18 protein-coding genes are annotated in these 20,738 nt (G+C 43.7%); 8 read left to right on the top strand and 10 right to left on the bottom strand.

Translation table 11 applies throughout. The annotated features are described in order from the left end of the window. Window positions 1-24 precede the first annotated feature (24 nt). The gene (locus tag AAFP14_RS14515) at window positions 25-2,076 is read left to right on the top strand and encodes an adenylate/guanylate cyclase domain-containing protein (RefSeq protein WP_341732958.1); all 2,052 of its coding nucleotides are present in this window, start codon (window positions 25-27) and stop codon (window positions 2,074-2,076) included. Between the two features lie 67 nt (window positions 2,077-2,143). Here the strand turns inward: AAFP14_RS14515 and rpmB are convergent, their stop codons facing one another. The 6 genes from rpmB to AAFP14_RS14485 all read right to left on the bottom strand — a co-directional run bounded on the left by rpmB (window position 2,144) and on the right by AAFP14_RS14485 (window position 10,907). Next, window positions 2,144-2,380 carry a 50S ribosomal protein L28 gene (gene rpmB / locus AAFP14_RS14510; protein ID WP_341732957.1) on the bottom strand — a complete coding sequence of 79 codons (237 nt, stop codon included), beginning with the start codon at window positions 2,378-2,380 and terminating at the stop codon, window positions 2,144-2,146. 166 nt (window positions 2,381-2,546) lie between these two features. Next, window positions 2,547-4,535 (bottom strand): molecular chaperone HtpG, encoded by a 1,989-nt coding sequence (gene htpG, locus AAFP14_RS14505; protein WP_341732956.1) that lies wholly within the window; start codon window positions 4,533-4,535, stop codon window positions 2,547-2,549. A gap of 267 nt (window positions 4,536-4,802) precedes the next feature. Next, entirely contained in the window at window positions 4,803-6,134 is a 1,332-nt protein-coding gene (rppB, locus tag AAFP14_RS14500; RefSeq protein WP_341732955.1) for a two-component system sensor histidine kinase RppB, read from the bottom strand. A gap of 232 nt (window positions 6,135-6,366) precedes the next feature. Continuing rightward, window positions 6,367-7,056, bottom strand: coding sequence for a two-component system response regulator RppA (rppA, locus tag AAFP14_RS14495; protein WP_341732954.1), 690 nt, complete (start codon window positions 7,054-7,056; stop codon window positions 6,367-6,369). 72 nt (window positions 7,057-7,128) lie between these two features. Continuing rightward, window positions 7,129-7,632: a hypothetical protein gene (locus tag AAFP14_RS14490; protein ID WP_341732953.1), complete on the bottom strand. Its 504-nt coding sequence runs from the start codon at window positions 7,630-7,632 to the stop codon at window positions 7,129-7,131. A 173-nt stretch (window positions 7,633-7,805) separates the two neighbouring features. Further along, window positions 7,806-10,907: an efflux RND transporter permease subunit gene (locus AAFP14_RS14485; protein ID WP_341732952.1), complete on the bottom strand. Its 3,102-nt coding sequence runs from the start codon at window positions 10,905-10,907 to the stop codon at window positions 7,806-7,808. A gap of 206 nt (window positions 10,908-11,113) precedes the next feature. Between AAFP14_RS14485 and AAFP14_RS14480 the strand changes: the two genes are divergently transcribed. From AAFP14_RS14480 to AAFP14_RS14470, 3 genes are read left to right on the top strand one after another with little or no spacing between them, the layout of a single operon-like run. Further along, entirely contained in the window at window positions 11,114-11,851 is a 738-nt protein-coding gene (locus tag AAFP14_RS14480; protein ID WP_341732951.1) for a TIGR04255 family protein, read from the top strand. After that, window positions 11,851-12,144, top strand: coding sequence for a hypothetical protein (locus tag AAFP14_RS14475; RefSeq protein WP_341732950.1), 294 nt, complete (start codon window positions 11,851-11,853; stop codon window positions 12,142-12,144). The genes AAFP14_RS14480 and AAFP14_RS14475 overlap by 1 nt, the downstream gene beginning before the upstream one ends. Then, window positions 12,141-12,683 (top strand): hypothetical protein, encoded by a 543-nt coding sequence (locus AAFP14_RS14470; protein ID WP_341732949.1) that lies wholly within the window; start codon window positions 12,141-12,143, stop codon window positions 12,681-12,683. Before AAFP14_RS14475 ends, AAFP14_RS14470 begins: the two co-directional genes overlap by 4 nt. 41 nt (window positions 12,684-12,724) lie before the next feature. Here AAFP14_RS14470 and AAFP14_RS14465 read toward each other — a convergent pair whose 3' ends face one another. The 3 genes from AAFP14_RS14465 to AAFP14_RS14455 all read right to left on the bottom strand — a co-directional run bounded on the left by AAFP14_RS14465 (window position 12,725) and on the right by AAFP14_RS14455 (window position 16,041). Beyond that, window positions 12,725-14,665, bottom strand: a complete 1,941-nt coding sequence (locus AAFP14_RS14465; protein WP_341732948.1) for an efflux RND transporter periplasmic adaptor subunit — start codon at window positions 14,663-14,665, stop codon at window positions 12,725-12,727. Between the two features lie 193 nt (window positions 14,666-14,858). Further along, complete coding sequence (locus tag AAFP14_RS14460; RefSeq protein ID WP_341732947.1) at window positions 14,859-15,047, bottom strand: hypothetical protein; 189 nt, start codon at window positions 15,045-15,047, stop codon at window positions 14,859-14,861. A 286-nt stretch (window positions 15,048-15,333) separates the two neighbouring features. Beyond that, window positions 15,334-16,041: a DUF305 domain-containing protein gene (locus AAFP14_RS14455; protein WP_341732946.1), complete on the bottom strand. Its 708-nt coding sequence runs from the start codon at window positions 16,039-16,041 to the stop codon at window positions 15,334-15,336. 184 nt (window positions 16,042-16,225) lie between these two features. On the opposite strand from AAFP14_RS14455, the gene AAFP14_RS14450 reads away from it, so the two are divergent. The 4 genes from AAFP14_RS14450 (at window position 16,226) to gloA (ending at window position 19,574) form a co-directional block, all read left to right on the top strand. Next, window positions 16,226-16,420, top strand: coding sequence for a heavy-metal-associated domain-containing protein (locus AAFP14_RS14450; protein WP_341732945.1), 195 nt, complete (start codon window positions 16,226-16,228; stop codon window positions 16,418-16,420). Window positions 16,421-16,578: 158 nt separating this feature from the next. Next, a complete protein-coding gene (locus tag AAFP14_RS14445) occupies window positions 16,579-18,834 on the top strand; it encodes a heavy metal translocating P-type ATPase (protein WP_341732944.1) in 2,256 nt (751 codons plus the stop codon). 19 nt (window positions 18,835-18,853) lie between these two features. Further along, a complete protein-coding gene (locus tag AAFP14_RS14440) occupies window positions 18,854-19,081 on the top strand; it encodes a hypothetical protein (protein ID WP_341732943.1) in 228 nt (75 codons plus the stop codon). A 97-nt stretch (window positions 19,082-19,178) separates the two neighbouring features. Further along, on the top strand, window positions 19,179-19,574 hold the full coding sequence (gene gloA / locus AAFP14_RS14435) for a lactoylglutathione lyase (protein ID WP_341732942.1): 396 nt from the start codon (window positions 19,179-19,181) through the stop codon (window positions 19,572-19,574). 179 nt (window positions 19,575-19,753) lie between these two features. Here the strand turns inward: gloA and AAFP14_RS14430 are convergent, their stop codons facing one another. Beyond that, complete coding sequence (locus tag AAFP14_RS14430; RefSeq protein WP_341732941.1) at window positions 19,754-20,734, bottom strand: SGNH/GDSL hydrolase family protein; 981 nt, start codon at window positions 20,732-20,734, stop codon at window positions 19,754-19,756. Window positions 20,735-20,738: the final 4 nt, after the last annotated feature.

Below are 20,738 nucleotides of genomic sequence, written 5' to 3'. Positions count from 1 at the left end.
TTAATTTAAATTATCCAACTAAGTATGAACCCAAACAATAGTCAGTTGAGTCGATTTATTCAATCTATAAATTGGCAATATTTAGGCAAAGTAGCTGCCATTGCCCTTGTTTATATTTTAGGAGCAAAACTGGCAGTTTCTATTCCCGGTATCAATAAATTAGCTACCTGCGTCTGGCCCCCCGCAGGAATTGCGCAAGCTGCACTTTTATTGTTTGGGTGGCGCTTTTTGCCAGGAGTAGCGTTAGGGGTTTTCTTTTTTGAAAAAATCGACATGAATGTCTCCTTAATCCTGTCATTAGTCTCTGCTTGTTGTGCTTGTTTGCAAGCTTTGTGCGCCTTTTTTTTACTAAATAAATTAAAGTTTCGCCAGTCACTGGAGCGGCTGATAGATGTTGTCAATTTAATTTTTTGTGGTGCTGTAGTTGCTACTCAAATCAACTGCACTCTGGGGACAATACGCTTATGTTTAACTGGTCTAGTTGACTGGAGAGAATATTGGGAAATTAGGTGGAATTGGTATCTGGGAGATACGTTAGGAGTTTTGATTTTTGCTCCCCTGTTGTTGATTTTATACCAAAAACCAGCAAGAGCCGATCGCGAAATTAGCAGCATCAATCGCATCTGGGCAGGAATAGGCCTGATGTCATTAATCGCAGTCAGTTGGGTAGTATATAGTTCCAAAGCAACCCCTACCTTTTCCGGGTATCCCCTGGAATACTTGCCATTTCCCTTAGTAATTTGGGCGACAATTCAATTCGGTCAACGGGGTGCTGTCGTCTCATCTTTCCTAGTATCCAGCATCGCGATTTGGGGGGGTTCTCAGGGTGCTGGTCCTTTTATTGCTAAAGCACAAACTATCAATCAAGCAATCTTATTTTTGCAGGCTTTTATGAGCGTAATTGTGATTACCTCTCTGCTGTTGGCCGCAACTGTAGCGGAACGTGCTTCAGCGGAAAATGCACTGCGACAAAGCGAAATTAAGTATCGGGAATTAGTGGAAAATGCTAATAGTATTATTTTAAAATTAGACCGGGTAGGAAATATTACCTTTTTTAACGAATTTGCCCAGGATTTTTTTGGTTATGAAGAAGAAGAAATACTAGGTAAAAATGCAGTAGGAACAATTATCCCCCCTACAGATACCATAGGAAACGACTTGACAGTAAAATTAAGAGATATTTTACAAAATCCCGAAAAGTACACGCGCAATGAAAATGAAAGTATCCGGCGCAGTGGCGATCGCGTTTGGGTATCCTGGGCAAATAAACCGCTGTTTGACGAGGCCGGAAAGTTCGCAGGAATGCTGGCAATCGGTACGGATATCACGGACCGCAGGCGGGCAGAAATGGAGCTTTACAAGCTGAATGAAGAGTTAGAATTTAGAGTGAAAGAACGGACTAATGCTCTGAATGATACTTTAAGTGCACTGCGAGTGCAACAGGAACAATCAGAACGGTTGTTATTGAATATTTTACCAGAACAAATAGCCGAGCGTTTAAAGCAAGGAGACAGTACCATCGCCGATACTTTTGCTGAGGTTACTGTTTTATTTGCCGACATCGTAGGTTTTACCCAACTCAGTGCGAGAGTTTCTCCAACGGAATTAGTTTCCTTGTTAAATGAAATTTTTTCCACCTTCGATCACCTAGCTGAAAGACATGGTTTGGAAAAAATTAAGACCATTGGTGATGCTTACATGGTAGTAGGAGGACTGCCAATTCCTTGCTTAGATCATGCAGAACGAATCGCCAAAATGGCCATAGATATGCAACAGGCAATTACCGAATTTAGTAAGCAGCACAATCAACTTTTTAGCATCAGAATCGGCATCAACACAGGTCCGGTGGTGGCGGGAGTGATTGGGATTAAAAAATTCATCTATGATTTGTGGGGAGACACTGTTAATACCGCTTCCCGCATGGAATCCCACGGCTTACCGGGGTCCATTCAGGTGACATCCACAACCTATCATCAATTGCAGGAAAAGTATATATTTGAAATTCGTCGTGCAATCGAAGTTAAAGGTAAAGGTGTGATGGATACTTATTTATTAAAAAGTAGAAATCAGTATTAAGCACTAAAGTCCTTACTACCAACCTAAACAACAGGTTTGTAGTAAGGACTTTAGTCCTTTCTTAGTCTTACATTTTGTAGAGGTTAATTCCAGCTTCCTTCGCCATAATTTCCAAACCCTTGTGTTGCAAGGTTTTAATGGCCTTTGTGGAAAGGTGAAGTTTCACCCAGCGTTTCTCCTGTGGCCACCAAACCCGCTTCCACTGTAAATTTGCTTCTTGCAACTTGTGAGTGCGGTGGTGTGAGTGAGAAACTGCAAAACCATTATTCGCTTTCTTCCCCGTTAGCTGACATTTCCGTGACATATTGCCCTCCAGATTAGTGTTTTTTGCGTGCAGCCTTTCATTATAGCCGAAGGAAGAAGGAAGAAGGAAGAAGGAAGAAGCCTTGATTTATCCCTTTTTCAGTGGAAATAAATTCTTGCTCCTTCCTCTGGTTCCCCACTTTAGCAAGGGAGGGTTGGGGGGTTAATTAGAGTGCACGTTCGGTCAATTTTGTCAATACTTGATTCGATCGCTCCACAAACTCCTTCATCCCCTCAGCATCAAAACCCTTCTGAGCCATCAGGGCCAAGTCGTAAACGTGGTGACAAATCATGCTCGCCAATTGGGCCGAGGGAGACTCGCCACCGCCTTGAATAATCGAACCTTGACTCAAATTAGCCAGATTTTGAATCAACGGGTGGGCTGTATTCACCAGCAAAACGTGCTCTTCGGGGAATTCGGCCGCTTGCTGCTGCAATAGAGCCGTCATGTCGCGCATCCGGCGCAAAGCTTCGGGTAACAGGACGATCGCAGGGGGTGTCGCCTCCGCAGCGTCTGACTTTAAAGCTTCTGTGCGGATATTCACTTTTGGCTTATTCAGAGCTTTTTGGAACAATTCTTTAACTTGTTCGCTGCGAGTTTTATTGGTAGTCGGATCGACAATTTCCGCTTCTTTTTCTTTGTCAATTAGCGTATCATCTAAGTCGGAATCCACTCGCGAGAATTTGACATCGGAATATTCTCGTTCGAGGAAACTAATGAAGTGGGTGTCAATGAAAGAATCCATGAACAACACTTCTAAACCTTGGCTTTTGTGCAGTGCAACGTAAGTTGCTTGTGATGCCGGCTCTGTACAGTAAAATACACGATTTTCGTGACGTTTTTGATTGCGTTCTAAATACTCTTTCAGGGTGGTGTAAGGCTGGGTTGAACCGGAAGTTTCGGACTTGGGAGTCACATCTTGCCACAAATCTCCTTCCTCGGCTTGCACTTGCACTTCTGGTGTCTCGCTTTCTGGCTTGACGGCTGTTGGTTCGTAGGTGCTGCGATAGATTAAGATATCTTCAATTTGCTTTTTGAACTTGTCATCGTTGAGTGCTCCGAACTTGACAAAAGTGCCGATATCTTGCCAGCAACGGATGTACTCGTTGCGATCGTCCCGGTAAAGTTCCTTGAGGCGATCGCCCACTTTTTTGGCGATATAATCAGCTATTCTCCGCACCGTGCGATTGCTTTGCAGCGAACTGCGAGACACGTTCAGCGGAATGTCGGTACTGTCAATGACTCCCCGCAGTGGCATCAAGAATTTCGGAATAATTTCTTCGCAATGTTCGCTGACAAAAACCTGATTGCAGAAGAGCTTAATGTTGCCTTGGGTGACATCGACATCAGGGCGCAGTTTGGGAAAATAAAGAATGCCGTTGACAATAAAAGGATAATCGGTATTCAGGTGTACCCACAGCAGCGGCTCTTCTTGGAACGGATAAAGGTGGCGGTATAGTTCTAAGTAGTCTTCTTTTTGTAAATTGCTGGCTGATTCCCGCCAAATAGCCTTGTGTTTGTTGAGTTCTTCTCCCTCAAATTTGATGGGAACTGGCATGAAATCGCAGTAAGTTTTGATTAACTGCTTAATGCGGCTTGGTTCTAGATATTCTTGTTCTTCTTCTTGGAGAGTGAGGGTAATTGTAGTGCCGCGTTGGGTGCGGGTAGATTCTGATAGTTCAAAAGCGGGTGAACCGTCGCAGGACCAGTGTACGGCTTGGGCCCCTTCTTGGTAAGAAAGGGTTTCGATATCTACTTTTTGAGCGACCATGAAAGAAGAGTAGAAACCGAGTCCGAAGTGACCGATAATGGCGTCGTCGCCACTGCCTTGATATTTTTGAATAAATTCTTCAGCGCTGGAAAAAGCGACTTGGTTAATGTATTTTCTAACTTCATCGGCTGTCATGCCGATGCCGTTGTCGGTGATCGAGAGTGTTTTGTTTTCTTTGTCGATCGCAATGGTGATTTCTGGTTCGCCAATGTCGCCGCTGTATTCGCCGGAACGGGAAACCATTTTGAGTTTAGCAATTGCATCTACGCCGTTAGAAATTAGTTCCCGCAAGAAGACTTCATGGTCAGTGTATAGCGACTTCTTGATAATCGGGAAAATATTTTCGGTATGGATTGAGATTGTTCCCTGTTCTAAAACTGTCATAATTTTACCCTAGGTAATTGTTAGGAGTCAGTAGTCATTGGTCTTTAGTCATTAGTTATTAGTCATTAGTTATTAGTTGCTATGTCCAACAAATAACAAACAACAAGTAACAAATAACAACTGCTTTCGGAGTCAACTGTCAACTGTCAACTGTCAACTGTCAACTGTCAACTGACTAATGACTATTTAATGATTTTGGGCGATCGCGCTACCTTTTGCCAAAGGGATTACCACAAAAAAATGATTCGGTTTCCCCCACATCATAGCTTACAGGGGCAGCCGCAGCAGAAAAGTGGTACCGCGCCCCAATTCGCTGCGGGCGGTGAGGCTACCGCGATGGGCGCGGGCTATGGTTTGGGCGATCGCCAATCCCAATCCCGAACCGCCGGTATGGCGCGATCGATCGCTATTTACTCGGTAGAAGCGATCGAAAATTCGCCCTTGTTCAGTCGTCCCAATCCCAATCCCGGTATCCTGCACCTGAATTATCGCCTCAGTGTGACTGCAATCTACAATAACTGTTACTTTTCCCCCAGCCGGAGTGTATTGAATCCCATTCACAATTAAATTAGCAACCAGGCGATAAAGTTGGTCGGAATCGCCGACAACATTTAATTGCTGCTGTACGCGCAATTCCGATGTTAGGGCTACCCCGCTAGCGATCGCCATGGCGGCTAATTCCTCCACCAAATCGTTCACCAAGTCATTTAAACAACACCATTGAGGGCGAGGAGGTATCGGTTGATTATCCATGCGAGCCAACAACAACAAATCGGCAACTAACTGAGTCAATCGTCGGTTTTGGCGATCGATCGTCCGCAAAATTTCCCGCGCCTCTTTTTCATCCAATTGAGGCATCAACAGCGCCGATTCAACTGTCGCCTGAGAAGCAGCTAAAGGCGTGCGTAATTCGTGGGCAGCATCCGCTGTAAACTGTTGAATTTGTCGGTAGGAAGAGTAAATTGGTTTCATCGCCAATCCTGCCAGCCACCAACTAGAAAAACCCACCAACATTAATGCTGTCGGTAATCCTAATTTTAAAACCAATTTCACTGTAGTGAGATAATCATTGAAGTCTTGCAGACTGCGACCCAATTGAAAATAGCCCCAATCTTCCTGGTCTTTTGTATGTAAAAATACCGAAACTTGATGATAGAGATTGCCTTGCCTATCAGTCACGGTTTGCCAATATTTAGAATTAAATTCTGGGGGTAATTCATCAGGAACTGCCCCGGCTGTAGCAATCAATTTCCCGGAAGCATCAAATAAACGAATATAGTAATAGCCTTGGTTGATAGCGCTTAAAATATGCCGAGGGCGAATTGGTTGTTTAATGCCGTTAATTCCAATTACGCGGAGGTTAGGCAAAAGTTCATTTACGATGGGTTCCAAGCGTCCTGGATGCTGCAATTTGAGTTCTAGACTGTCGTGCAGCGTCCCGGCTACGGATTCTAATTCGCGATCTATGGCTACCCAATGAGCGTGGGCGATCGCCTTGTATACGCCAAATCCCAACAAGCTTAAAATCAAACCCATTACAGCGGCATAGGAAATGGCTAATTGCGATCGGGTTCGGTTAAATAATTTATTTTGATTCACGTTTTATCATTTTTTAGTAATTGGTAATTGCTTGGGCATGAGATTTTTTTTACCGCAGAGAACGCAGAGAACGCAGAGGAGGAGAAAAGAGAGAAACGGTTTTATCTAATGATAGCAAATCCATTAGCATCGGAATTATTCATCTCTCTCTTCTCTCAATCTGCGTTCTCTGCGCCCTCTGCGGTTTAATCATTAAATTTTATTGTGGGGTGGGCATCTTGCCCGCCTTAATTTAATTTCTCATCCGGTAGCCAACACCATGTACAGTTTCAATTAAGTTTGCGCAGCCTGCTAATTCCAGTTTGCGCCGCAGCAAGCGCACTTGAGCCGCTACCACATTGCTAAAAGTATCTGCACTAACCTCCCATAGCTGATTCCGAATTTGTTCTGTGGCCACAATTTGGTTGGGATGTTTCATGAAGTATTCTAGTAGTTGAAATTCTTTGTTTGTCAAGAAAACTGTCTGATTTTTGCCCCTGGAATCCTGCCGAAAAACTGTGCGATTTCCGCAGTCTAAAATGAGATTCCCTACTTCTAATTGTTGGGGCTGAATTTGGGGCGATCGCCTTTGCAAAGCCCGCAATCTTGCTAACAGTTCCGCCATCCCAAAGGGTTTAACTAAATAATCGTCAGCCCCGGCATCTAGTCCCGCTACTTTATCTTCCATCCGGTCTTTTGCTGTGAGCATTAATACTGGCAGAGCGCTATTTTTCCCACGCAATCTACGCAGCAGTTCTAATCCTGACAATCCTGGGAGCAACCAGTCAAAAATAGCCAGGGTATATTCCATGCACTGATTTTCCAGATAACCCCAAGCTTCTTGGCCATCCTGGGCCCAGTCCACTATATATCTTTCCTGCTTCAAAGTGCGATCGATCGCCTTCCCTAAATCAGGCTCATCTTCAACTAGCAAAACTCTCATAATTCTAATTTACACAAAAATATTGTAAAAAACAGGCTGGAGAGCCTGTTACACAGTAATTATGGGAGATGTCTATTGATTAAAAGTAAAACGAGCGTCTACTTTTTTTCCGTTAACATCCGCCGTCACCTTGAGTGGATAACTGCCTGGATTTTTGCCGGGAAAAACAACAGCATAATGTTTGCCATCAGGATCGTATTTTAGGGTTAGAGTTTGCTGTTTTCCATTTGGTAATTGCACTTGAGCTGACACTTTTGCATTGGGAATTGGTTCGTGGTTATCACCTTTTTGCAAATAAAGATCTAAGTGAGTTCCGGTAGCTTCTTTTTGAGTTAAAAGTTCTAAGTGGTAGGCTCCAGACTCGACAACTTGACCCCCTTTAGATACTTGAGGATGGTTTGTTGTCGCACTACCCGCAGGAGCAGCCTTGGGAGCTGAAGACGCAGGTGCAGAGGCTACAGGAGAGGGTGTTTGGCTGCTATTGGGAGCGCTGGCTTCGTCGCCTTTACTGCAAGCTCCTACAAACAACAATCCGACACTGCCTAGAATAACTAAGTTTGATTTGAGCGCTTTCATTTGATTTAATGTTTGCGTACTATGGTTATAGATTAGCACGCACAACAATGAAATTATCAGGACTTACACTATCGATACTTCGACTATGCTCAGCACAAGTGCCTCATTACCCATTACCCATTACACGCTCACCTCACCTAACTGAGAAAGACTATATTTTAGGGGTGATTAGTTTATGTTAATAAATATTTACTAAATTGAACATACAAAGCTGGTAAAACTAACAGAGTCAGTGCTGTAGAAGTAAACAATCCTCCTAAAACTACTACAGACAGCGGTTGCAGAATTTCCTTGCCAGCCCCGCCTTCTAAAACTAAGGGTGCTAAACCTAAAGCTGAAGTGGCAGCCGTCATCAAAATAGCATTGAGCCGTTCCATCGAGCCTTTAATAATTACTTCATTAAAAGGCATTCCTTCCGCAAATTTAGTATTGTAGTTGTCTACTAATAACAAGCCGTTGCGAGTAGCAACACCAAATAAAGTGACAAAACCAACTAAAGAAGCTACAGAGATGATGCCCCCAGTCAAAGCTACCGAAATTACACCTCCCACTAATCCGATCGGCAAATTAATCATAATCATAGCAGTTGAAGGAATTGACTTGACGGAAAGGTACATTAATACTGTAATGACCACAAAGGCGATCGCACTAAACACCATAATATTCTGCGAAGCCCTTTGTTCCGCCTCAAATTGACCGCCGTACTGGATAAAATAACCAAACGGTAACTGCACCTCTCGTTTAACTTTAGCTTGAATTTCATTCACAACCGATCGCAAATCTCGACCTTTCGCATTTGCCGCCACCACAATCAACCGAGAAACATTCTCGCGGTTAATCGTATTTGGGCCCGTACCGTATTTAACAGTCGCAACTTGGGCGAGGGGAATTTTACCCCCCCTTTCATCCCCCCCTTTATCAGGGGCGGAAAGAGGGGGGGTATCAACCAACAAATTTTGAATAGTTTCTAAGTTATTTCGGGCTTCAGGCTGCAACCAGACAACTAAATCAAAAGTTTGCTGCAATTCCAAAACTTGAGACACAACTTTGCCGTTTAAAGCTGTCTCAATTATTTCCGAAAGTTCTCCCACTTTCAAACCGTATCTCCCTGCCGCTTGGCGGTTAAACTTAATTTGAATTTGCTGCACCGGCACTTGCGGTTCCAGTTGCAAGTCTACAATTCCTGCAACAGTTTTCATTTGCTCTTCTACTTGAGCGCCGATGGTGCGAAGTTCGTTTAAATCCGGGCCAAAGATTTTGACAGCAATCTGACTTCTGACACCGGATAAAACCTCATCCATCCGGTGAGAAATAAAACCGCCGATATTGGGTGCAACTCCCGGCAATTTCCCAAATTCCTGCCGCAATGATTCCAAAGTTTTCTGCCGATTTTTCATGCCCTCCTCGCTCAAACCGATGTCGATGTGAGCCAGATTGACACCCGCAGCATCAGCATCACCGGGAGCTCTGCCCGATCGCACTTGCACGTAAGCAAATCTGGTATCATCCTTAAGAGCATCTTCCATCGCAAAAGCCGCACTATTTGTCGCCTCCAAAGACATCCCCGGATACAGTAGAATTGTATTCACCAAAGTTTGCTCCTGAAACTCCGGCAAAAACACTCGTCCAAAAGAAGGCAAAATAATTAGTGTTGCCACCATGCTCGCAGCAGCTATAGTTAAAATAATCGCCGAATAGCGCATTGACAATTTTAGAAAGAAATGATAGATCTTTTTGCAAAATCTCGGCAACCAAGGTTCCGCACCACTCATGTTTTTGTTAGGCAATAAAATAGCGCAAAGTGCCGGAGATATGAACAGCGATTCCAGGCTAGAAATCACAACAACTACCAGATAAGTAATCCCCATCGGCGTAAAAATTCGCCCTTCTACACCCGGTAAAGTAAAAATTGGTGAAAACACCACAATCCCAATTACCGTTGCTCCAATTAACGAATCGCGAACCTCCTGACTGCCATCAAAAATCACATCCATCACCGGGCGAGGGTGAGGAGATGATGTATTTTCTCTCAAGTTGCGGTAGGTATTTTCGGCATAGACGATCGCATCATCGATCGCAGTGCCGATCGCCACCGACAACCCCCCCAAAGTCATCGTATTCAGCCCCAATCCCAGCCAATACATTGCCAGCAGCGCCAACAGCCAAGTCAGAAAGAAATCCAGCAAAACAACCGCCAGAGTGCGCCAATTCATCAAAAACGGGATCAAAATAATAGTGACAATGATGCTGCCTTCCACTAAAGCCGATCGCACATTTTCCACCGAAGAATTGATATACTCTTCCTGGCGGAAAGTAACAGTAACTTTAATATCTTTGGGCAAAGCTTGCTGCACCTGGGCCATTGCCACTTCCACAGCTTGAGTTACCGTCGGAGTATCAGCAACCGGCTGCCTGTTTACCATCACAATCACAGCTTTTTTGCCGTTAAAACTGCCATCGCCCCGCTTGATAGCAGCACCAATTTTGACATCAGCGACATCCCCAATTCTGACGACGCTTCCTTGGCGAGAGGCGATCGCAGATTGCTGCAAATCTACCACCGATTCAATCCGCCCCACACCCCGAATCAAAGTTTCTTTATCCGGCGTAATTAAATAGCCACCAGGCGCGTTGACATTTGCCGCCGCCGCAGCTTCGGATACTTGCTGCAAAGATACATTAAAAGCTTTCAATTTCGCAGGTTCAACTAATACTTGATACTGCCTTTGTTCACCGCCATAAACTACCACTTGAGCCACACCATTCACTGCTAACAGGCGATTGGTAACTTGCCAATCAACCAGACGGCGCACTTCCATCAGCGGAGTAGTTTCTGAAGTAAAAGCATAGGTAATCACAGTGCCTACCGGAGAAGTTGTCGGAGAAATTTGCGGTGCTTCTACTCCTGCAGGAAGCTGGCTTTGAGCTTGCTGCAACCTTTCTGTAATCAACTGCCGCGCTTGATAAATTTCGGTTCCCCAATCAAAGATAACTTTAACCACAGAAACACCCACAGCAGAGGAAGAGCGCACTGCTGTCACCCCCGGAGTGCCGTTAATCGCGCTCTCGATCGGCAATGTTACCAAAGACTCAATTTCTTCCGGCGCTAAACCCGGTGCTTCCGTTTGGATTTCCACCTGTGGCGGTGCGAAAGGCGGGAAGACATCGAGCGGCATTTTGGGGATGATATATAATGTCCAAAGACTAATAATAATAGTGGCGAGAACGACTAGCCAGCGGCGGTTGATTACCCATCTGAGAATAGTGCTGAACATTTTAGAATTTTATAGAGGCGATAACTACCAACGACCGTTTGGCGATCGATGTTAAATAGCTATTCAATTTAGATTGACACCCTAAAATGAAATTAGGATGAAATATGTTAACTTTCAACGTTGATTAATAATTCATCTAAAGTGGGAAATCTCAAATAATATAACCCGTGTTGCTCTTTTTGACAAAGCAGTTTACAATAGTTGGTATGCAAGCACCAAAACACTACTCACGCGCCCCAATCACCGAAGCCTTGATTGATATACAAGTTAAACTTTTACCAGGAGTTAAACTTGACAACTTGGCGCAGGTATACTCAAGCATTCAAGCTGAGTATCCTCAGCGTGAAGAAGTGTTACTTTTTCAGGGACAAATTATGGCAGGTGCTAGTGTTGGGGCAACAGCGAGCCAATCTCCAATTGGCTATATAGCCTCCCGCGACGACCCAAAACAGATTCTTCAACTGCGTTTAGATGCTTTCGCATTCAGTCGGCTTGCCCCTTACGACTGTTGGGAAAATTTTCGGGATGAAGCAAAGCGACTGTGGAATATCTATCAGTCGCTGATACATCCAGAAGCAATTGTTCGTTTAGCACTCAGGTATATTAACAGGCTAGATATTCCTTTGCCGATTGGCGATCTCAAAGAGTATTTGAGGACATTTCCGGAAGTTTCCCCTGATTTGCCGCAAGGATTAAGTGGCTACTTTATGCAGCTACAAATCCCACAAGAAGACTTGGGAACAATGCTGGTTATCAATCAAGCAATAGTTCCACCTCCCACACCTGATTTTGTTTCTATAATATTGGATTTAGATTTATTTAAGGAAGGAGATATTCCTTCTAATGAAATAGAGCTTTGGCATATTTTAGAACAAATGCACGAACAAAAAAACATAGCTTTTGAAGCTTGTATTACAGAACGCATAAGGGAGTTGATTAACTAATGGCTACAATTACCCCCCTACGTCCTAATGGCGTTTTATCGTCACCAAGATTACTGGTGTTAGAGCCAAAAGCCACAGCTCAATTACAAAGTCCTGAAGGACGAGAAATTGCAGCCCTAACCGATAAATTATTGCAGAATTTAACAGTTGTAAAACAATACTTACAAACTCTAGAAAGCATTGGCGAAATAGACTACAATTCTGTACCGCCGAAGCGATCGGAACGAGTAATTATGCGCGCTCAGTTTAAAGGGCGTAAAAAACCTCTGCCGTATATTTTTGATGAAGAATGATGGTAGAGCCTTTCTGGGTGCAGGTAAATGAATCAGAACCAACTCTCAGGCAAGGTGATTACCTGCCTGGGTGTCTCGTACCAATACCAGTATTCGATCCAACAATTTTTGGAAAAAATAGTGAAATTCAAGACGTACAAATAGAACTCAATGAACTAGATTTAATTGTTCTCACCCAAAGCTGCGATTTGGATAATAAAAAAGTAGCTCAGGTAGTGCTTTGTGCAATTTACCATATTTCAGATTTTGAGGAAAATAACGAAGCATTTAAGAAAAAAGGAAAATGGAATGAAGTTTTAAGAGGGAGAATAGAAGGTTTGCATCTACTGGCATCACCAACGAACCCAGCTAATAACAAAGAATCACTGGTTGTAGATTTTAGAGATATCCAAACCTTACCTTACGAATATGTTTTGAAACACGCTAGTAATTTAAAGGATCGCTGGCGGTTAAAATCTCCATACCTCGAACACTTTTCTCAGGCATTTGCACGTTTATTTATGCGAGTTGGTTTACCATCTACTATTGAGCCTTTTTAAGTTATTTTATATATTTATAACTGCTCGATTAAACAAAATTTTTACTGAGAAATTTTGGCTTCTGCCTCCTGAGTTTTAACGCGGTGATTGTCATCCTGTGACAATTCATCTACTGTAATCGCATTTAGTGCTGCCGAGGAGATGGAAAAACCATTTTTTCCAGAATCCGCTGCTACTGCTGGCAATTTGCGCCGATTTCCCCAGAATGCACCGGCTGCAAAAGTCCCAGAGGCGATCGCCATACCTCCGCCAATTCCCGCCCACAAAGGCACGGAAAAACTATTAAAATTGGTTGGTTTAACTTCCTTCTTTTCCTCAGTTTTTGAGTGTTTGCTACCGCCACGTAACGATTGTGCATAAAGTTGAGGTGCGCGCTGGGTGACAATTAAATCTCCGTCAAACAAACCGCTCTTAATTTCTACTAAATCCCCGGAAGTTTTACCGATTGTGACTTCCATAGCTTGAAACGCATCGCCATTTTTGACATAAACTAACTGTTTGCCGTTGGCTTCTACTACTGCTGAAACCGGAATTGCTAAAAGATTTGCTGCTGTTTTTTCAGTAAAAATCTCCAACTCGGCAAACATCCCTGGCTTCAAAATTCCTTCAGAATTATCTAATAAAGCTTTCACTGGCACAGCCCGACTTTCCCCTTCTACTGTCGAGCCAATCAAGCTAATTTTGCCCCGGAAATTGCGGTTGGGAAAACTAGCAATTTTTACAGTCAATTCCTGACCCTGCTTTACTTGATTTAGGTCTTTTTCGTAAATATTTGCCGTGGCAAAAACGCTGCTATCATTTAATATACTCATCAAGGGTTTTTCCGCCGAGTTGACTGATTCCCCTGGGGTGATTTCGCGATCGGCTACAGTGCCGGCAATGGGAGCGATAACAGTCACAAGTCCTCGATCGTTGGCAATAGTTCCTAATTGTTGCAGCCGCGCTTGATAGGCTGAACTGCTGAGGCGAACGCGGGACTGAGCTACTTCTAAAGCAGCTTTAGCCCCCTTGAGTTGAGCCTCGGCTTCTAGAACTTCCCGCCGACTCAAAGCTTTGGTAAGTTGAGCTTTTACTTCTGCAACTTTGCCTTCAGCATCTCGCAATTCGCGCATCGGCAGGTCTACTTGGGCTTGTTTAATTTCGGTTTCGGCTTTGATAACTTCGGGACGGCTTTTTGCTTTGGCAACATTGGCTTTGGCTTCGGCGAAATGAGCTTGCGATTCCAGCATTGTCCGTCGCGCGATCGCCCCTGCTGCTACCAATTCTTTGTCTCGTTCAAACTGTTCTTTAGCCACTGTTAATTCGGTTTCTGCCTGGGCTATTTCTGCCTGGGCTATTTGTAGTTGGCGCTGATAGTTTTCTTGAGCAACTTTCACTACAGAGCGGTTGTTTACCAATTCTTGCTCTCTTTCGTATTGCTGAGTTGCTGCTGTCAGTTGGCTTTTGGCTTGGGCGATTTCTGCGGAGGATATTTGCAGTTGGCGATCGTAATTTTGTTGAGCTAATTTAAACTGAGCCTGCGCCTGCTGCAAATCGCCTTCAGCTTCGGCTCGTTTGGCGATCGAATCCACGCGCAATTGGCCTAATTCCGAACTCGATAAAACAACAACAGGTTGACCTTTTGATACTTTGTCCCCCGGTTTGACGAGCAACTCAACCACAGTGCCGCTAACGGGAGCCCGAACTTCTACTTTTTGGTTTGGCAGATTTTCAATTTGTCCGGTAGTTTTAATCCCGACAGACAAGCGCTGAGCTTTCACAGGCTCAACTTTAATTCCAATTCGCTTCGAGGTTTCAGTATCGACAGAAATAGCAGTAGGAATTTGAGTTGTTTCGCCACTTTGGTGAAATTCATCTCCGTGTCCCGCGTGGGCGAAAACAGCGGCCGGAGAACTTAGCAAAATCAGGCTGAATAAAGTTGCAGAACCACTGCTAATAATTGCGGCAGATTGAGCATATTTGTGAAATATCATCGTTGGCATTGTCCTTGAAATAGGGTTGAGTGCCACCGGTTTAGCGATTAGTATTTTTCCCAACTAAGTAAGTAAACTGAATTAACCAGATCTACTTATTAGAGTTTTCCCAGAAGCGATCGCTAAGCAATGACCAAGAGCTAAACATACTCTCCTCAACCTAGTCTTTCACAGTCCCATGAAATTAGGATGAAATTTCACCTCAGCAACCCAGATGCCCGCCGGCTTCTAAAATATCAATATAAGTTTTGCCTAGTTTGAACCGTTGGTGGTGTAATTTTTTTTCTGTTCCTGATTTCGCTTCAATTTCCTTGGTCAAGGCGCTCACTAAGTCTTCTACCATTTCTTTAGATTGATGAGTAGTGTTTAATTCCAAGCTGTTCAAGATCATTAATTATTCCCCTGTCATCAGAGATTTTTAGTTACTTTCATACTTTAGAGGGATGCGTTTTAAATTGTCTACAGTATTTCTACGTAAAAATATCGACTTAGCTGTATCTAAACAGGTTGTGACCGGAATCATAGATTTAAGTGATTATTAATACAACACTTTGCGCCACTTTTTGATTGCCTCAATTGCCCGATTTTGCCCAGTAAGATTTTCCTGAACAATAGACATAGTGTGATTAATGCTATTCGCGTTCAGGCTTTTTTACTTGATAATTTAGGGAATTATGTTACTGTTTGTACCACGCTTTACGCCACTCTTTCATTTGCTCGATTTCTTGCTTTTGTGAAGTCAGAATTTCTTGGGATAATTTCTGCATTTCTGGCCGCTTCGACTTTTTCAAAGCATCTTGGGCCATCACCAAAGCTCCTTCGTGGTGGGGAATCATCGCATTCAGAAACCGCAAATCAAATTGAGCGTCCGCAGCACCTAAATCCATGCTCATCATCATGCTTTGCATCTGTTCGGGAGTCATGGCCATCATGTGACCCATGGGAGCGTGATAAGCCATGGGCGTATTGCTAGCTTTAGGATACCAAGTTTTTCGCCACTCTTTCATTTGATTAATTTCGCGTTCTTGAGCGACAATCATCTGATTTGCTATTTTTTTCATTTCCGGGCGTTTGGATTTATTCAACACCTCTTTCGCCATGTTTACAGCACCTTGATGATGCACTGTCATCCCATCAATAAATCGCAAATCGTAGTCGGCATCAGCAGGCCCTAAATCCATGGACATACTGTGATTCATGCCACCCATTTTGTGGTCCTGGGCCACGTCTTGTTTGCTGCTGGCTGGGGTTGCTGTGGTAATATTTGGGGCTTGAGTTTGACTTACAGGGTCTTTGGAGCAAGCCCCCAGCACTCCACTGCTTAGGGCTGCTGTGCAGGTGAATATCAGGGCTGTCAATCCTGTTTTTAATGGCATTGGTTTCATAAATTTTAGAGTGTTAAAACTGGTGTTTATTTTAAATTTATCACGAGCCTATGAAATTAGGATGAAATTTGAGCTGTTCACAAATTTAAAATCTCAAATTAACTTTACTTTTCTGCTAACAGGAGACTGTATAATGAAATTAATTAAGAGAACGAGCAGAGTATTTTATGGTGAGGTTGAAATTATGACTCTACAGTTAAAAGTTCCAAAAATCGCTTGTTCAGCTTGTGCCAATACGATCGCACAAGCAGTCAAAACCGTCGATCCAGCCGCAGTTGTTGAGGCAGATATTAAAACGAAAGTGGTGACAATTCAAAGCGTGAAGCCAGAAAATGAAGTGAGAAAAGCCATCGCATCTGTTGGTTATCCAGCCCTTTGACAGCAGAATCTTATACCAATTTTAAAAAAGAATGCAACAATAGTCTTGTCCCTCCCCTTTATAAGGGGGGGTTAGAGGGGGTCAAAGATTGTTGCACGATTTTAGAGAAATGGTATTAGCAACGGCCAATTTCCTCTTCCCAATTCGAGAGTGGATATATGGATAATCTCACAGTCAAACTCCAAGGCATGAGTTGTGCCTCCTGTGCTTCTTCCATTGAACAAGCAATTAAATCTGTTCCTGGTGTCATTGAGTGCAATGTCAACTTTGGCATGGAACAAGCAAGCATCCAATACGACTCCCAAAAAACTAGCTTAGCCACAATTCAAGCAACTGTTGATGCGGCGGGGTACAAAGCTTTTCCGCTTCCAGAAATGACCCAGGGCGAGGATGACACCGAGCAAGCAACTCGTCAAGCTGAATCTCAAGTTTTGCAACGTAAATTGTGGACAGCAGGTCTGATTAGCCTGTTACTATTTACAGGTTCCATTCCAGCTATGACTGGTTGGCATTTGCCATTTATTCCCGGATGGTTGCACAATTTTTGGCTGCAATTAGTGCTGACAGCACCAGTACAATTCTGGTGTGGTGACTCATTTTATAGAGGAGCATGGAAATCGCTAAAACGCCGCCTAGCTACAATGGATACCCTGATTGCTTTGGGAACCAGTTCTGCTTACTTTTATTCTGTATGTGTAACAGTTTTTCCCGGATTTTTCCTAGCTCAGGGTTTGATAACCAGCGTTTATTATGAAGTTGCAGCGAGTGTGATTGCTCTTATTTTGCTTGGTAAAACCCTAGAAAATCGGGCGAAGGGAGAGACTTCGGAGGCGATTCGGAAACTCATGGGTTTGCAAGCGAAAACGGCTCGGATTGTTCGCAACGGGCAAGAGTTGGAAGTGCCATTAGCCCAAGTGGAAATTGGGGATATCGTACAGGTGCGGCCAGGGGAACAAATTCCCGTAGACGGAGAGATGATTGAAGGCTATTCCACAATAGATGAAGCAATGGTAACAGGGGAAAGTTTGCCCGTCAAAAAGCAAGTCGGTGACGAAGTTATCGGCTCGACAATTAACAAAACTGGCAGCTTTAAGTTTCGCACTACTAGGATTGGTCAGGATACGTTTTTAGCTCAAATTGTCAAGATGGTGCAGGATGCCCAGGGGTCTAAAGCACCTATTCAAAAGTTGGCAGATGAGGTGACTGGTTGGTTTGTTCCCGCCGTAATAGCCGTTGCTTTAGCTACTTTTATCATCTGGTTTAATGCTACGGGAAACTTGACTTTGGCAACCGTTACGATGGTGGAAGTGCTGATTATTGCCTGTCCTTGTGCTTTGGGTTTGGCAACTCCGACGGCGGTGATGGTGGGGACTGGCAAAGGTGCAGAAAATGGAGTTTTAATTAAAGGAGCTGAGAGTTTAGAACTGGCTCATAAAATTCAAGTCATTGTGTTAGATAAAACTGGGACTCTCACGGAAGGCAAGCCGACTGTCACTGATTTTGTGACAATGAAAGGAATCGCTAACAGCAATGAGCTAAAATTGCTGAAATTGGCAGCGTCTGTGGAGCGAAATTCCGAGCATCCTGTGGGTGAAGCTGTGGTGAGATATGCTGCATTTCAAGAGGTAAGTTTAACAGATGTTAAGGATTTTGAGGCGATCGCAGGAAGTGGCGTCCGGGGGGTGGTGGAGGGAAAGTCGATCGCCCTGGGAACACTCAGATGGATGCAGGAATTAGGCTTTGACACTGAATATTTGGAACTGCGCGCCAGAGCTTGGGAATCTGCTAGTAAAACCGTGGTTTGGATGGCTGTGGAGGGCAAAATTGAGGGGATTCTGGGTATTGCCGATGCCCTCAAACCATCGTCAGCGCGGGTGGTGAAAGCACTGCAAAAACTCGGTTTAGAAGTGGCGATGCTGACAGGGGACAACCGCGCGACTGCGGAGTCCATCGCCCATGCTGTTGGGATCGATCGCATTTTTGCAGAAGTTAGACCAGACCAAAAAGTAGCTAAAATCCAAGCACTGCAAGCACAAGGTAAAATTGTAGCGATGGTGGGAGATGGAATTAATGATGCTCCAGCTTTGGCCGCTTCGGATGTGGGAATTGCGATCGGCACCGGGACAGATGTGGCGATCGCCGCGAGCGACATAACCCTAATTTCTGGAGACTTGCAAGGCATAGTTACAGCCATTCAACTGTCGCGCGCCACCATGCGCAACATCCGCGAAAATCTGTTTTTTGCCTTTATTTACAACATCGCTGGAATTCCGATCGCAGCAGGTATTTTATATCCGATTTTTGGCTGGCTACTAAGTCCAATCATCGCCGGAGGTGCCATGGCTTTTAGTTCAGTTTCCGTCCTGACTAATGCTTTGCGGTTGCGTAATTTTCAACCCAAATATATCACCTAAATTAGGAGTAATCAAAAAAATGTTGCACCTTCGTCAAATTGGGGTAACTCTCGCGAGTGCAGGAATGGCGATCGCAATGGCATCGGGAGTGCAAGCTGCTAAAATGTCTATCGAACCTACTCATTCCACCACTCAATTTCAAACTATTGAACAGCCTTTAGGTTTAAAAGTCGGTGTCACCCTAGGTGGATTGACTTTAATTGGTTTGGAGTTGTGGTGGTTTTTATTCAGTAAAGCTAATAGATAGTTATCAACTTGCGGCAATTGTGAAGTTCCCCGCGCGAGTTTTTTTCGCCAGAAATGGGTAAAATTGGATCTAGCTTAAAAAATTTGGAGTGAGCTAAATGCAATTATTACACACCATGCTCCGAGTCGGAAACTTAGAAGAGTCCCTCAAATTTTACACCGAAGTGCTGGGCATGAAAAAGCTGCGGCAAAAAGACTATCCAGACGGTAAATTTACTCTGGCTTTTGTCGGCTACGGTGATGAGTCTGACCATACAGTTTTGGAATTAACATACAACTGGGGCGTTGAAGAGTATAATTTAGGCAATGCTTACGGTCATATTGCGATCGGGGTTGACGACATTTACGGTACCTGCGAAGAGATTAGAGCTCGCGGCGGCAAAGTTAGTCGCGAACCAGGCCCGATGAAACACGGTTCAACTGTCATTGCCTTTGTGGAAGACCCCGATGGATATAAAGTTGAATTAGTGCAACTGAAAAATAGATGCGACTAGAAACCGGGTTGGGTGCATCTCAATGCAACCGCAACGCTTTAGCAGCGATCGCTAGCAAAGTAGGTACAACAGTAGCTAAATAGGAAAATGCTCGCGTTCTAGCTGTTTCCTAGTTCCCAGGCTGAGCCTGGGAACCCAGACTGCTCGGCCTTGCTCCTTCACAATTTAGATAATCGGATTTACAGTTGCTTTTTAGGAATTTGTAAGACTCGATCCGCCACCATTTTGTCAACAATTAAGTCGCTGATAATCTGAGCTCCGTGGGAGGTAAAGTGCAAACCATCATTCACTTTTACATAGCCTCGCTTCCCCGATTTGTTAGCAACTACCGGAGTAAATTTACCACTTTCTGCAAAAGTTTCCCAAGTTGAAATGAAAGTGATTTTCGGGGAAATTTTCATCGCATTTTTATAAATATTGTTCATAATTGGAAAAGCCTGAATGTACCCCGATTTGTTAGAGTTAGATTGACCAACCCAGTACACTTTCCGCACGGAGGAATTATTTAATAATTTGGCATATTTGTCTACTCTTTCTTGATAGGCTTTTTGCCATTCTTTAGTCAAAATTACCCTGTATTTTCCTTGAAAATCAGCGATATCTTGAGTGTCATTCCCTCCAAATAAAACAATCACGACATCGGGCTGATAATCCTTAATAATTTGACTGGTTCTGGCATACCAGTCATAATAATCTATCCGATTTAAGCCACTGGATACTTTGTAGTCAATTTTGGTATCGGCAATATTATACTTTTGCTTGAGACTGTACTGAAGTTGAGTCCCTAAGTCGAGCATTACGGAATCTCCAATAAATAAAAATTTACGATAAGGTCTGGTCAGTTTTGGTTTGGCTGGGGTGTTTTTTTTAGGTGATTTTGTAGTTATTTTTTTGGGTTGTAGGGCAGTTTTTTGGGCTGTTTCAACCCGATTTTTTGCTGACTTGACTGGGAGGCTATCTAAGTTAATATCTTTGATTTTGCTCCAAAAATCTTGCTCCGATTTCCTAAAACCTTCGAGTTCGATCTGCCTTGCTGCTTGTTTTATTTCTGGGCTAGCAAAAGGGGTTGAGGAAAAACTTTTGAGAAATAAGGAGAGGTTGGTAAATATTAAAGTTAGAATTACCGAAGTAGCGATTAGCAGAATTTCCCTGTCTCTCATATTT

This window comes from Microcoleus sp. EPA2, from assembly GCA_020882975.1.
GTDB lineage: Bacteria > Cyanobacteriota > Cyanobacteriia > Cyanobacteriales > Microcoleaceae > Microcoleus.
The sequence above is the reverse complement of the archived record's forward strand: the minus strand, read 5'-3'. Positions and strand labels throughout refer to the sequence as shown.